9 protein-coding genes and 3 pseudogenes are annotated in these 13,932 nt (G+C 66.6%); 9 read left to right on the top strand and 3 right to left on the bottom strand.

From position 1 onward, the window contains the following. Window positions 1-116: 116 nt before the first annotated feature. Window positions 117-1,058 carry a LysR family transcriptional regulator gene (locus tag MKL20_RS16285; protein ID WP_243961169.1) on the bottom strand — a complete coding sequence of 314 codons (942 nt, stop codon included), beginning with the start codon at window positions 1,056-1,058 and terminating at the stop codon, window positions 117-119. A gap of 444 nt (window positions 1,059-1,502) precedes the next feature. On the opposite strand from MKL20_RS16285, the gene catA reads away from it, so the two are divergent. The 8 genes and pseudogenes from catA to MKL20_RS16245 all read left to right on the top strand — a co-directional run bounded on the left by catA (window position 1,503) and on the right by MKL20_RS16245 (window position 8,078). Continuing rightward, the gene (gene catA / locus MKL20_RS16280) at window positions 1,503-2,429 is read left to right on the top strand and encodes a catechol 1,2-dioxygenase (RefSeq protein WP_244037541.1); all 927 of its coding nucleotides are present in this window, start codon (window positions 1,503-1,505) and stop codon (window positions 2,427-2,429) included. A 23-nt stretch (window positions 2,430-2,452) separates the two neighbouring features. Then, complete coding sequence (locus MKL20_RS16275) at window positions 2,453-3,826, top strand: Rieske 2Fe-2S domain-containing protein (protein ID WP_244037540.1); 1,374 nt, start codon at window positions 2,453-2,455, stop codon at window positions 3,824-3,826. Beyond that, window positions 3,823-4,311 carry a benzoate 1,2-dioxygenase small subunit gene (benB, locus tag MKL20_RS16270; protein ID WP_244037539.1) on the top strand — a complete coding sequence of 163 codons (489 nt, stop codon included), beginning with the start codon at window positions 3,823-3,825 and terminating at the stop codon, window positions 4,309-4,311. The genes MKL20_RS16275 and benB overlap by 4 nt, the downstream gene beginning before the upstream one ends. Window positions 4,312-4,336: 25 nt before the next feature. After that, a complete protein-coding gene (benC, locus tag MKL20_RS16265; protein WP_244037538.1) occupies window positions 4,337-5,353 on the top strand; it encodes a benzoate 1,2-dioxygenase electron transfer component BenC in 1,017 nt (338 codons plus the stop codon). Beyond that, window positions 5,350-6,126, top strand: a complete 777-nt coding sequence (benD, locus tag MKL20_RS16260; protein WP_244037537.1) for a benzoate diol dehydrogenase BenD — start codon at window positions 5,350-5,352, stop codon at window positions 6,124-6,126. The genes benC and benD overlap by 4 nt, the downstream gene beginning before the upstream one ends. A 132-nt stretch (window positions 6,127-6,258) precedes the next feature. Next, window positions 6,259-6,520, top strand: a pseudogene (locus tag MKL20_RS33260) (hypothetical protein); the annotation flags it as partial. 179 nt (window positions 6,521-6,699) lie between these two features. Then, window positions 6,700-7,716, top strand: coding sequence for a LacI family DNA-binding transcriptional regulator (locus MKL20_RS16250; protein ID WP_244037536.1), 1,017 nt, complete (start codon window positions 6,700-6,702; stop codon window positions 7,714-7,716). 95 nt (window positions 7,717-7,811) lie between these two features. After that, window positions 7,812-8,078: a hypothetical protein gene (locus MKL20_RS16245; protein ID WP_244037535.1), complete on the top strand. Its 267-nt coding sequence runs from the start codon at window positions 7,812-7,814 to the stop codon at window positions 8,076-8,078. On the opposite strand, the pseudogene MKL20_RS16240 reads toward MKL20_RS16245, so the two are convergent. Beyond that, window positions 8,075-9,427: pseudogene (locus tag MKL20_RS16240) on the bottom strand (IS3 family transposase). The gene MKL20_RS16245 and the pseudogene MKL20_RS16240 sit on opposite strands and share 4 nt — an antisense overlap. 85 nt (window positions 9,428-9,512) lie before the next feature. On the opposite strand from MKL20_RS16240, the pseudogene MKL20_RS16235 reads away from it, so the two are divergent. Further along, window positions 9,513-9,935 (top strand): annotated as a pseudogene (locus MKL20_RS16235) (aspartate ammonia-lyase); the annotation flags it as partial. Window positions 9,936-10,188: 253 nt separating this feature from the next. Here the strand turns inward: MKL20_RS16235 and MKL20_RS16230 are convergent. Further along, the coding region (locus MKL20_RS16230) for an autotransporter domain-containing protein (RefSeq protein ID WP_244037534.1) at window positions 10,189-13,932 on the bottom strand (3,744 nt) is incomplete at its 5' end.

The raw sequence follows: 13,932 nt of genomic DNA, 5'->3' as shown, positions 1-13,932 counted from the left end.
CACCCTCCTGCAGGGTTCAGGAGGCCCGAAAACTTGCGCTCAGCGCGGACCCGTTGGCTGGGTCAGGGTCAATCATCGCACCCATGTGGATTGGCCCATGGAGCCGAACGGACGGATCAGGCGTCGCCCGTCTCGGATTGGACAGCCCGCAAGGCCTCCGGCACGCCGTAGCCCCAATCCGCGTATTTGCGGGCGATGATGCCCTTGAGGCTTGCGATTTCCGGCGAGATGTCGCCGATCCGGTAGCTCATGATGATCGGTGACGAGACCGGCTCGGCCAGTTCGACGTAGCGGACATCCTCCGTGCGGGCCTGGCGGACCGATTCCGGCACGATGGCGATGCCCTCTTCCGCGGCGACCAGCCCGATCGCGATCTGCAGCTCGCGCACCTCGTGGATCAGGCCGAGTTCGACGCCGGCATCGTGGAACACCGATAACACCTGGTCCGCATAGCTCGGCCGCGGCGAGCTCGGATAGAGGATCAGTCTCTCCTGCGCGAGGGTCGCCAGGGATACCCGGTCGCCGCCGCGACCGAGAGGGCTGCCGATCGGCACCGCGGCCGCGAGCATCTCGCGCCGAAGCACGGTCCGGCGCACCGCCGGGTCCTCGAACCGGATGCGGCCGAAGCCGACATCGATCCGCCCTTCCTTGAGGGCCGCGATCTGGTCGAGCGTCCCACTCTCCACCAGGGACAGCTCGACATTCGGCATCTCCGCACGGAACTCGCGGATGAGAGCGGGGAGGCGCGCGTAGATCGTCGATGCGACGAAGCCGATCGTGAACCGTCTCCGTTCGGCCGCGACGGCGGCGTTCATCATCGTGCGCATGTCGTCGACCCGACGCAGGATCTGGATCGCCTGATCGTGGAAGAGCTGTCCGATCGGGGTGAGGGTCAGGGGCCGGCTGACCCGATCGATCAGCGTGACGCGCAGCTCCGCTTCCAGCTGCTGGATGGACCGGCTGAGGGGCGGCTGGGCGATGCGGAGCCGTTCGGCGGCCCGGTTGAAGTTCCGCTCGGATGCGACCGTGACGAAGTATCGAAGCTGTCGCAGGTCCAACCCCATACCCTCCCGGTATGCGCTCAAGACTGCAATGATCTTTGATGCACAGGCGATGCAGGCATACTCTCACTAGACTAAAAACGAAAGGGAGGCCGCGCCGAAGGCCATGATCGCACTATCAGATCGATACCTTTATCGTTCGATGTCTCGACGAACGCGCGCCTCGAGCCGCCGACAGATCGCGGCTCCGGTGCGCGATGCCGTGAGGTCCCGCAGCGAAGCTCTTCGACGCGCCGGGTCTGACCGCGCCTGAAACCGCTTCGCTCGCCATCGACCCTCAGCGCTGTCGATGGGATCGAGCGGGCGCCCTCCGGCAGCGACGCCGGCGCGAGATCCTTCAAGAGCCGGCCTGACGGCACCCCGGTCGGCCCCTGATCCGATCCTGACGACGACCGCCGGTAAAACCGCGGCGTCGGAAAACCATCCCCTAGGAGAGGCGACATGACGACATTGACGAAGTCCGCCGAGATCGAAGCGTTCCTCGATAAGATCGCCGGCATCGACAATGATGCGGGGGTGGGAAGCCGCCGCACCAAAGAGATCGTCCGCAAGATCGTCGGCGATCTGTTCGATACGATCGACCGGTTCGACGTCAGCGAAAACGAGTTCTGGCACGCCCTCAATTTCGTCGCGGGCGGCGCCCCGGAATTCGGGCTCTGGGCCGCCGGCCTCGGCTTCGAGCGGTTCCTCGACATCCGGGCCGACATCAAGGACCGGGCCGCCGGAATCCCGGAAGGGACGCCCCGGACGATCGAGGGCCCCCTCTACGTCGCCGGCGCGCCCCTGGTCGAGAGCGGGGCGCGGATCGACGACGGAAGCGACCCCTCCGAAACGCTCATCATGCACGGTTACGTGCGCGACGTGGCCGGCCATCCGATCCCCGGCGCGATCGTGGACGTCTGGCACGCCAACACCAAGGGCAACTACTCGTTCTTCGACCCGTCGCAGTCGGACTTCAACATGCGGCGGCGGGTCAAGGCGACCCAGGACGGTCGCTACGAGTTCCGCAGCATCGTCCCCTCTGGATACAGCGTGCCGCCAGGCGGCAGCACCGACCTGCTGCTCCGCGCCGTCGGCCGTCACGGTATTCGGCCCGCGCACATCCACTTCTTTATCTCCGCTCCGGGTTATCGTCATCTGACGACGCAGATCAACATCGAGGGGGATCCCTACATCTTCGATGATTTCGCCTACGCGACGAACGAAAACCTCATTCCGCACGTCGTGCACCAGGACGATCCGGCGAAGATCCACGCGGCCGGCTTGAACAGTCCTTACGCCGACATCGCGTTCGACTTCACGCTGCCGCCCGCGGCCAAGGCCGACGACGAAAGCCTCTCGACGCGCCAGCGCGCGCTTGCCGGCTGACTTATGATCTGAGGAGGTTCGCCATGACGACAATCCAGGACAAGCTCGGACGGGCGGTGGTCGACGATGCCGAGAGCGGCCTCTTCCGGTGCCGCCGCGACATCTTCACGGACCCGGAGATCTTCGAGCTGGAGATGAAACACATCTTCGAAGGCAACTGGGTCTATCTGGCCCACGAGAGCCAGATCCCCGAGCCGAACGACTACTTCACGACCAGCATCGGCCGTCAGCCGATCATGATCACCCGCGACAAGGAGGGCACGCTGCACGCGTTGATCAACGCCTGTGCCCACCGCGGCGCGATGATCTGCCGGCGCAAGCACGGCAACAAGGGCAGCTTCACGTGCCAGTTCCACGGATGGACCTTCGGCAACACCGGCAAGCTCCTGAAGGTCAAGGACGGCAAGACCGGCGACTACCCGGATTCGTTCAACAAAGCGGGCTCGCACGACCTCGCGAAGGTCGCCCGGTTCGAGAGCTACCGAGGGTTCCTGTTCGGCAGTCTCAATCCGGACGTGCCGTCCCTCGAGGATCATCTCGGCGCGACGCGGACGATCATCGATCAGATCGTCGACCAGAGCCCCGACGGCCTCGAAGTTCTGCGCGGCAACTCCTCGTACATCTACGACGGCAACTGGAAGCTCCAGATGGAGAACGGCGCCGACGGCTATCACGTCAGCGCCGTGCACTGGAACTACTCGGCCACGATGGGCCGACGGCGGGACGAGGGCACGAAGACCGTCGATGCCAACGGGTGGTCGAAGAGCATCGGCGGCGTCTACGGCTTCGAGAACGGCCATATCCTGCTGTGGACCAACGTGCTCAATCCCGAGGTCCGGCCGATCTACAAACATGCCGCCGAGATCGAGCGGCGCGTCGGCAAAGACCGCGCGGCGTTCATCTTGGGACAGACCCGGAATCTGGGACTTTATCCCAATCTGTACCTGATGGATCAGTTCTCGACCCAGATCCGGGTCGTGCGGCCGATCAGCGTCAACCGGACCGAGGTCACGATCTACTGCTTCGCACCCAAGAACGAAGCGGCCGACGACCGGACGCTCCGGATCCGCCAGTACGAGGATTTCTTCAACGTCAGCGGCATGGGAACGCCGGACGATCTCGAGGAATTCCGCGCCTGCCAAGTCGCCTACGAGGGTGCAGGCGCGCTCTGGAACGATCTCAGCCGCGGGGCCACCCACTGGATCGACGGTCCGGACGACAACGCGCGCACGATGGGCCTCGAACCGAAATTGAGCGGGACGCGTAGCGAGGACGAGGGGCTCTTCGTGCGGCAGCACGCGTACTGGGCCGAGACGCTGCTCAAGGCGCTCGAAGGCCCCAGTGGTGACGGCAATACCGCCGTCGCATCCCTCCCGGGACGGAGGGCCGCGGCATGAGCCTGAGCTACCAACAGATCGCGGAGTTCCTGTACCGGGAATCCCGATTGCTCGACGACCGTCGCTGGGACGAATGGCGGGACTGCTACGCCCCCGACGCGAGCTACTGGATGCCGGCCTGGGACGACGACGACACGCTCGTCGAGGATCCCCGGAAGCACATCTCGCTGATCTACTATTCCGACCGCGGCGGCCTGGAGGATCGGGTCTTCCGTATCAAGACCGAGCGTTCGGGCGCGACGATGCCCGAACCGAGAACCAGCCACAACATCACGAACATCGAGGTTCTGGGCGAGGCGGATGGCGCGATCGACGTGCGCTTCAACTGGCACACGCTCTGTTTCCGCTACAAGAACACCGACAGTTTCTTCGGAACCTCGTTCTATCGGATCGATCCGAACGGCGAACGGCCAGTTATCAAAAGCAAAAAGGTCGTCCTGAAAGGCGATTACATCCACCAAGTCATCGACGTGTACCACGTCTGACTGGCCGCCTCCGGGAGGAACGCGAATGGCCTATCGAATAGCGCTCACGTTCGAAGACGGCGCGACACGATTCATCGATTGCAAGCCGGACGAGAAGGTCTTGGACGCCGCCTATCGTCACAAGATCAATCTGCCGATGGATTGTTCGGACGGTGTCTGCGGCACGTGCAAATGCCGCTGCGAGGAAGGCAGCTACGATCTCGGCGACGATTACATCGACGATGCCTTGACCGCCGACGAGGCGGCCCAGCGGATGGTGCTGACCTGCCAGATGCGCGTCAGCACCGATTGCGTCATCGCGGTGCCGGTGGACTCGGCCACGTGCAAGGTGAAGCCGACCGAGCAGGGCGGCGAGATCGTGAGCATCGACCTCGTCTCGGACAGCACCATCGTGCTGCGGCTGCGTCCGGACGATCCGGGTGCCATCACCTTCCTCCCGGGGCAATACGTCAACCTCACGGTTCCCGGAACGACCCGGCACCGCGCCTATTCCTTCAGCTCCAAGCCCGGTGCGGACGAGGTGAGCTTCCTGATCCGCAACGTCCCCGGCGGCCTGATGAGCGACTGGCTGTCGAAGACGGGCGCGCCGGGCATCCGGATGTCCTTCGTCGGACCGAATGGCAGCTTCTATCTCCGGGCGGTCGAGCGTCCGGTGATCCTGCTGGCCGGCGGAACCGGTCTGGCGCCGATCCTGTCGATGCTGGAAGTCCTCGCGGACCAGGGCGTCGCTGAGAGGATTCACCTCGTCTACGGCGTGACCCGGGACGGGGATCTGGTCGAGATCGATCGGATCGAGGCCCTGGCCGCGCGTCTGCCGAGATTCACGTGGGTGTCGTGCGTCGCCGATCCCGAGAGCGGACATCCGCGCAAGGGCTACGTCACGCAGCACCTCTCCGACGAGCACCTCAATGCCGGCGATTGCGACATCTACCTGTGCGGGCCGCCGCCGATGGTCGAGGCCGTACGCGGGTTCCTGACGGAGAAGGGCGTCGCGCCGCGCCGCTTCCAATACGAGAAATTCGCACCCAGCGAGGCCGCATGATCTGTCCCGACCGCTTCCGCGACACGACGTTCGTCGTCACCGGCGCCGCCCAGGGCATCGGCAGAGGCGTCGCCCTGCGGGCCGCCGCCGAGGGCGCCCGGGTTCTCCTGGTCGACCGCGCCGATTTCGTCGCCGAGGTCGCGGCCGAGGCCGGCGAGGCCGGGCACGCCTTCGTGTGCGACCTCGAGACCCACGCCGGCGCCGCCGCGGCCATGCGGGAGGCCCAGCGTCTGTTCGGTCGCATCGATGTCCTGATCAACAATGTCGGCGGCGCGATCCGGATGCGACCCTTCGCCGAGTTCGAGCCGGTGCAGATCGAGGCGGAGATCCGCCGATCGCTGATGCCGACCCTGTGGAGCTGCCACGCGGTCCTTCCGATGATGCTTGCCCAGCGCGGCGGCACGATCGTCAACGTGTCCTCGAACGCGACGCGGGGGATCCGCCGGGTGCCGTACTCGGCCGCGAAGGGCGGCATCAATGCCCTCACCCAAAGCCTCGCCATGGAATACGGCGCGGCGGGCATCCGCGTGGTCGCGACCGCACCCGGCGGTACGGAGGCCCCGGCCCGGCGCGTTCCCCGCAACCCCGAAGGGGACGACGCCCGGGAACAGGCCTGGATGGCCGAAGCCGTCAGCCAGGTCACGGAATCGACCTTCTTCAAGCGGTACGCCTCGCTGGACGAACAGATCGCACCGATCCTCTTTCTGGCCTCCGAGGAGGCCGGCTACATCACGGGAACCGTCCTGCCGGTCGCCGGGGGCGATCTCGGCTGACCAGGGGGCAGGACCATTCAAATAGATCTATGATTTGTTTTTGCCTTGAATTTTACTGAATAAATGTCGATTATTACATACAGAAACAAATGAAACAGGGTTTCCAAAGGGCTAGAGCCCTTTGGCAGGCTTCGGGGGCGGAGCTCCCGAGATTCGCAGGGCTCCACCCTGCACCCGCAAAAGGTCGTCGACCTTTTGAAACCCTTTTGTTTGGGTATCGCCCGCGATCCGTTGACGGCGGATCTGCAGGCGATGGTGGGTGCCTGTAGGATGTCTGCTTGCTTGTACCTGGACAAGACCCACTCCCCGCTGACGCTCCCTGCTCAAGGACTTCGGCGCGTGGGAGACGGCGCGGACCTGGCACGACCGCTTCCGGGCTGACAGGATCTGGTCGCGCCGAGGCGATGTTTCGCGCCGAACGTCAGCTACGTTGACAGCCTCGGCGTACCGTGAGAAATCGTTTTTTCAGATTTGGGAAAACCTTTTCTCAATCGAGACTGATCCAGGTTGGATGAGTCTGCCTGCACCGTGCAGGAGGAAACGCTGGCTGAGACTGACGGCCGAGTTGCAAGCATGTCGGACACCGTATCGCGTGTGACCATCCATCAGGTCGCTGCGGCAGCTGGGGTCTCGGTCGCGACAGCGTCGAAGGCGCTCAACGAGCGCGGGCGGATGACGCCGGAAACGCGTCAGCGCGTGCAGGAGGTAGCGCGGAACCTCAGCTTCCGGCCGAACGCCATGGCGCGGGCGCTCGTCCACCAGCGCTCCTTCACCCTCGGCCTGCTGACGAACGACACCTATGGCCGCTTCACCCTGCCGGTGGCCGCTGGATTGTCGGCGGCGATGGCCGACCGCGGCGTGTCCGTGTTCCTGTGCGCGATCGAGGACGATCCGCAGCGGGCCTGGCTCAATCTCGAGGCCATGGAGGACAAGCGCGTCGATGGATTGGTGATCGCCGGCAAGCGGGTCGATCGTGGGCTTCCGATCACGCTGCCGGCACTCAGCATGCCGGTCGTCCACGTGAATGCCGAATGCCCCGAGGGCGGCGTCGGATTCGTACCCGACGACGAGGGCGGCGCCTACCTCGCGACTGCCCATCTCGCGCGGCTCGGCTGCCGGCGCATCGCTCACATCACGGGTCCGGAGAGTTTCGCGGCCGTGCATCTGCGCGTGGCCGGCTGGCGGCGGGCGCTCGAGGAGGCCGGGCTTCCGGCCCCCGGCGGCGCCCTGTTCGGCGAATGGTCGGAACGGTTCGGCTACGAGACCGGCCAGCGCCTGTTCTCGGCCGGAGCCGAGCGTCCGGACGCGGTGTTCTGCGGCAACGACCAGATCGCCCGCGGCCTGATCGACGCGCTGACGCTTCTGAACCTTCGGGTCCCGGAGGATGTCGCCGTGGTCGGCTTCGACAATTGGGAATTGTTCGCGCAGGCCGCGCGCCCTCCACTCACCACGGTCGACATGGAGCTGAAGGGTCTCGGCCGCGAGGCCGGGCTGACGCTGCTCGATATGATCGACGGCAAGCCGGTGGAGCGCGGGGTGAGGCGCCAGCCCTGCCGGCTGGTGACGCGCCGCTCCTGCGGCGGCCCATAGGGCATCCGGTCTCCGATTCGCCCGAACGGAGGGCGGCTTCGGCAACGACAAGAAAAGACGCCGCACAAGCGGCGACGATACGGGGAGGAGTGGATATGAAGACGTGGTTCTTCGGGCTCGGCGCCCTCGCAATCGGCGCTCTTGCTTTCCCAGGCGCGGCCGATGCGGAAACCTTCAGCCTCTGGGTGCGCTCGGACGGCTCGACCTTCATGCCGAAGGTCGTCGAGGCCTTCAACGCGAGCCAGAGCGCGCACAAGGCCGAACTCCAGATCGTGCCGGTGAACTGTCCGTCGTCAGATGATTTGGGACATTCAGCGGTGTTCAGGAGCGGAGGCTCTGGTCCATCTGGGGTAAGAGGTTAGGCGGCCTGCGCGTGATGACGCAAGCGGCGATCCATCAGGGTCTGGCGCTTGATGCGTTCGCGCTCGGCCAGGATCCCTTCGCCGCGTCCGAAGTAGACGTCAGCGGGCGTGAGGTTGCTCAGGCTCTCATGGGCTCGGGCATGGTTGTAGTGTTCGACGAAGTCGGCAACCTGCGTCTCCAGCGCGCCGGGCAAGTAGGCGTGTTCGAGCAGGATGCGGTTCTTGAGCGTCTGATGCCAACGCTCGATCTTGCCCTGCGTTTGAGGATGGCATGGCGCACCGCGGATGTGGGTCATGCCCCGAATGCCGAGCCAGTCAGCCAGGTCGCTGGCGACGTAGCTCGGTCCGTTGTCGGAGAGCAGGCGTGGCCGCTGCATCACCCGCGCCTGATCGAGCCCAGCCGCACCCAGCGCCAGATCGAGCGTGGCGGTGACGTCGCTGGCCTGCATCGTCGTGCACAGCTTCCAGGCGACGATGTAGCGCGAGAAGTCGTCCAGGACCGTCGACAGGTAGTACCAGCCCCAGCCAACGACCTTCAGGTAGGTGAAGTCTGTCTGCCAGAGCCGGTTGGGAGCCGTGGTCTTGTCGCGAAACTCGTCGGCGGCCTTGATGACGATATAGGCCGGGCTGGTGATCAGGTCCTAAGATTTGAGCAGCCGATAAACGGTCGCTTCCGAGACGAAGTAGCCTCGCTCATCGGTGAAGCGCACCGCCAGTTCACGCGGGCTGAGTTCAGGCTGCTCCAGAGCCAGGGCAACGATCTGCTCGCGGATCTCCGCAGGTAGGCGGTTCCAGACCCGGCTGGGCTGCGAAGGATGGTCATTCAACGCCTCGGTGCCGCCGCGCTGGTAGGCGTCGTACCAGCGGTAAAACGTCGAGCGCGTGATGCCGAGCTTGTCCAGGGTGGCACGCACCGGCAGGTGGGATTGCTCGACCAGCCGGATAATCTTCAGCTTCTCGGGGGCCGGGTACCTCATGCCTCGTCGCCCCCAGCCCCGCTCATGCTTTTTTTTAAGCAGACGGTTCTCCGGGACGAGATCAGCCACGACCTCCTTCAGCGCCCCCGCTTCGCGACGGAGATCCCGCACCTCATCCGTGGTGGCTGCACGAGACGTGTCGCCGGACAGGCGCTTCTTGCCAGCCTCCAGGAACTCCTTGGACCAGCCGTAGTACATCGAGGCGGCGATACCCTCACGTCGGCACAACGCGGCGATGCTGTCCTCGCCACGCAAGCCTTCCAGTACGACGCGGATCTTCTCCTCGGACGAGAACTGCCGACGTGTGGCCCGACGGATGTCCTTGATCACCGCTTCTGCCGGCTTCTTGGCCGGTCCGGATGTCTGCTTCACCTTCGCTCCTCAGGGGCTACGATGAACCAGCCATCCTCCGTTCGTGAAGACCCTCAATCTGTCCCACAGGTGCTGACGTCGGACAGTCAACCAGGTCGCCTACATGGTGATCGGGCAGGACCTGACCGTGACGCTGTGCGCCGAGGGTGGCCAGCTCCAGCTAAACGCCTTCGAGCCGACGATAGGATACTGTGTGCTCTCGTCGCTGCGCATGTTGACGGCGGCCGTGGACACCCTGACCAAGCGCTGCGTAGAGGGCATTGAGGCCGACCGCGAGCGTTGCCGCGCCCTCGTCCAGGGCTCGATCGGCCTTGTCACCGCGCTGGCGCCGACGCTGGGCTACGAGGCGAGCTCGCGGGTGGCGCAACGCGCTTTGAAGGAAAACCGATCGGTCGCCGACCTCGTCCTCGAAGAAGGTCTGCTCACCGAGGCGGAACTCAACAAACTGCTCGAACTGGAAGCGATGATCCAGCCGACGCGGCGTCAGAAGGTAGCTACCGGGATGTAGGCCGTTGGTACACCTGGCATGGGTCAGATGCGGCACGTCCGCTTTTAGGGGAAGGGTCAGGGTCCGCTTGCCCCCCGAGCCGAAGTTGCCGGACGGCCGACGAATGGCCGCTTGCGGGAAGCGCTGATGGCGGTCCCTACGACTGTGTTGGGTCGTTTTCTGCCCGTCTGCTCTTGGGCCGTCGAAGTGGCGAAGCAGGCGTGCGCTGGGGAGACACGACATCGTAAGCCATGCGCGCAAGCATGCCTGATCCTCAGAAGCGCAGCTGCATCCGGGCGGTCCCGGCATGCGACAGGAAGTGGCCTCCGACCTGGGCCTGATACTCGCCGGTCACCTCGATGCCGCCGCCGAGGCTGACCTGGAAGCCTAGCCCCGCTTCGCCGAGACGGTCGGGGATCGCCGATTCCGTGGCGAACAGCCCGAGCGCGCCGGTGCCCTGGAAGCTCGCCTTGCCGGTGAAGTGGTCGTCCGAGAGGAGCGTGACGCCGAATGTGCCGAAGGGCCGGATCCAGCGCCCGTCGTCGAAGTCGATCCGGCCGCCGATCTCCAGCATCGGGCTGAACGCCACCAGCGTCTTGGCGACCGGGCGCATGTCGAGGTTGAAGCCGGGGGCGCCGGTCTCGGAATAGGCCGGGCTGTAGCTGTAGAGCAGGTCGAGATCCGCGTAGGGCTTGAGGTACCAGTCCCCGAACAGGATCTGGTAGCTCGCCCGCAGACGGCCGCCCGCGGTGAGGATGCCGGACTTGCTGCGCGCCGTCGCGGTCATGCCGCCGAAGTCGATCAGGCGCTTGTTGTCGGCCCAGGCGTAACCGAGATTGGCCGAGGCCGCGAGGAGCCAGGGCCCGACCTGGTGCTTGAGCGCCGCCGAGACGTCGCCGGCATCGCTGGTCGTCCCGGTGATCCGGTCGGGGTCGCTCTGGAGGGCGCGGGTATAGGCGCCGGTGAGGCCGAAGAACCAGTCCGGAGCGAACTCGGTCTGGAGACCGGTCTGGTAGCTGAGGGCGGTCTGGTGGTAGCCGACGTCGTCGGCCGTCGCGGACTGGGTCGTGTGGGCGCTGGTGATCCGGCCCCAGACGCACTCGCCCTCGCGCAGGAGCGTGCCGGTGCCGGTGAAGGCCGGGCAGCTCATGGCCCGCTGGAGGCCCTTGCGGGTGTCGAGCGTCCGGTCGGTCAGGTTGTCCTGGTTCGATTCCGGCTTCAGCTCGTCGAGGGCGGCCGCGAAGGCCTTCTGGCTGTCGACCGAGAGGAAGCGCCCGTAGAGGGTTCCCAGTTTGGTGGTGTTGCCGTCCCAGGCGTCCTGCAGGCCCTGCGCGACGCTGCGCTGGTCCGTGGTGAGCGTCACGCCCAGAGGCGCCGTGAAATGGGCCTGCGGGGTCAGGGCGATGCTGTCGCCGGTTGACACGAGCGCCCAGGAGATCGGCACCGCGCCCGAATGGATGCTGCCGCCGGTGGCGGTGGCGCTGGCATCCTGAACCTGGCCGGCCCTGAGGAAGGTGTATCGGCCGGGCAGCAGCCCGTCGATCAGGTGCGGCTCGACCACGCCCTTCAGGGAGGCGGTGCCGGTCACGGTCAGAAGATCGTTGCGTAAGCTCCCCTCCGGCGCCAGGGGCGCGATATCGACCAGCAGGCGTCCGTACGCGCTCTGCTCGAAATTGCCGGTCACCGTCGCCCGGGCGACCGTACCGACGCCGCCGATGTCGAGGATGGCGCTGTTGTGAAGGCGGCCGTTCGGACCCAGCGCGATGACGCCTTCGGGTCCGGTGCGCAGGATCGCCGACGTTGCCCCCGTGTTGTGGAAACCACCGTTGATGAAGGTGACGCCGCCCGTCGGGCCGCCGGCCAAGTCAACGTCGCCGATCACGGTGCCGCGGTTGTTGATCTCGCCGGCGCTGAACGCGCCGACGATCGCCCGGCCCGAGGCCGCGCTGACCACGGCGCGCTGATCGATGTCGATCGTGGTGTAGCGACCGCCATCGACGCGGATCGCCGCCCCGGTGCCGCTGCCGCCGGTGACGAGGCCGTCCACCCGGACGGCGATCCTGCCGCCCCGGGCCGGGTCGGGCTCGAGGCTGCCGTCGGTGCGCTGGACCCCGGATTGCGCGAAGATCGCGTAGGCATCCAGGCCCGACGCGATGATCGACCCGGACGACCTGATGTCGATGTCGCCGCCCTGTCCGCTGGACCCGGGCCTTCTCTGGCCCGACGCCGCCGAAGCCGAAGTGGCCGGGCCGGACAGGTCGAGGACCAGGCCGCCACCGCCGCCCAGGCTCTGCGCAAGGATGCCGTGGGACTGGGCGCCGGTCGTGCGGATTAAGGCGCCGTCGTCCAGCGTCACGCGGATGGCCCCGCCATCGCCGCTGGACCCGTCCCGAAGCGCATAAGGGACCGCGTAGCCCATTACCTGATGCGCGCCGCCATAGCCGCCGCCTCCGCCGATCGATTGCAGCAGCAGGGCCGGCGCCGCGTCGCCGGTGGTGGAGACCTGCGCACCCGCGGTCAGGCTCACCGTGACCGGACCGCCATTCCCCGAGGCGCCGCCCGCGCCGCCGATCCCGAACGTGTATCTGTGGCCGCCCGGGCCGGCCGCGACCGAGGCGAGGCCACCACCACCGCCGATGCTCTGGGCCAGGATGCCGACGGCCCCGAATCCGCTCGTGGCGATCGTACCGGATTGTACGACCGTCACGCCGCCGCCGCTGCTCGCTAAGCCCCCGGAGCCGCCGAGCGTCAGGCTGCCGGATTTCTCCGACACGCCCGCCGGATCCTCCGGAGGGGCGATCCGCTCGATATCGAGTGCCGAGAGCAGGGCGTTCGTCAGCGCCTGGGCGTCGCTCTTGGTATCGGTCTTGGCCTCGCTCTTGGCCTCGCCCTTGGTTTGTCCCGTCGCGGCGGCCGTGCCAGTCTCGCCGTCCGGTGTGTCGGCCGTGTCGGCGGACGGCGCCGAGAAGCTGCCCCCGCCGCCGCCGATGCTTTGCGCGACCACGGCATGCGCCTCGGTCCCGGTGGTGGTCACCGAGCCGCGGTTCTCGACCTGAACCCAACCCCCATGCGCCCCGGTCCCGCCGGACCCGCCGACGGTCAGGTTGAGGGTCAGGCCCTTGTTCGCGCTGCTGTTGGCGACGCTGCCGGCGACGCCATTGCCGCCGCCAATGCTCTGCGCGTAGAGGCCGTAGGCGGCATCCTCCGCCGTGGCGACGAGACCGGTGTTGAGGATCTTGACCGTGCCGCCGGTGTTGCCGCTACCCCCCGCGCCGCCGAGCGTCACCGTGCCGTTGGCCTTGTTGGTGGCCTCCGCGAAGGAGAGCCCGCCCTGGCCGCCGCAGCCGCCGATGCTCTGCGCGACGATCCCGTGGGAACCGATGCCCCGCGTCGCGATCGTGCCGGCATTCTCGATGGAGACCGTGCCGCCGCTCCCGCCCTGCACGCCATCACCCCCGAGCGCCAGGGTCAACGAAAGATCGCGCAGCTTGGCGGCGCCCTTTTTCTGCGCGTCCAGGTAGCCGTTGATGCTGCCGCTGTAGGATTTGAGCGCCTTGCCGAAATCCGAATTCTTGAGTTTGTCGGCCAGGCTCTTGTACGTATCGCTGGTCTTGATGTCCTTGAGGAACTGGTCGAGCGCCTTCTTGTCTTCCTTGTTGCTCTTGTCCTTCGCCCATTTTTCGTAATCGGCGACACCGATCGCCTGCTTGATCTGCTGCCAGAGCGCGCCCACGGCGTCGGGATCCGAGTCCTCGCGCGCGGCGATGCTGCCGCCCGTGCCGCCGCCGCCGCCGCTCCGCTGGGCGAGGCTGCCGTGGGAACCGTCGCAGCAGGTGGTGATCACGCCTGCTGCGGTGGTGGTGACGGCCACGTCCCCGCCGCTGCCGCTGATGCCGCTCTTGCCGCCCAGCTGCAGGCCGACGGCCAGCCTCCCCGCGGACGACCCCGACGCGCCGCCGCCCGCGCCGCCGCCGCCGCCGCTGCTCTGCGCCTCGACGCCCGTCGCATGCGAACCGCT

Origin of the sequence: Methylobacterium sp. E-066 (assembly GCF_022829635.1) — a bacterium.
In the GTDB taxonomy this organism is placed as follows: Bacteria; Pseudomonadota; Alphaproteobacteria; order Rhizobiales; family Beijerinckiaceae; genus Methylobacterium.
This window is presented reverse-complemented; position numbering and strand designations above follow the sequence as displayed.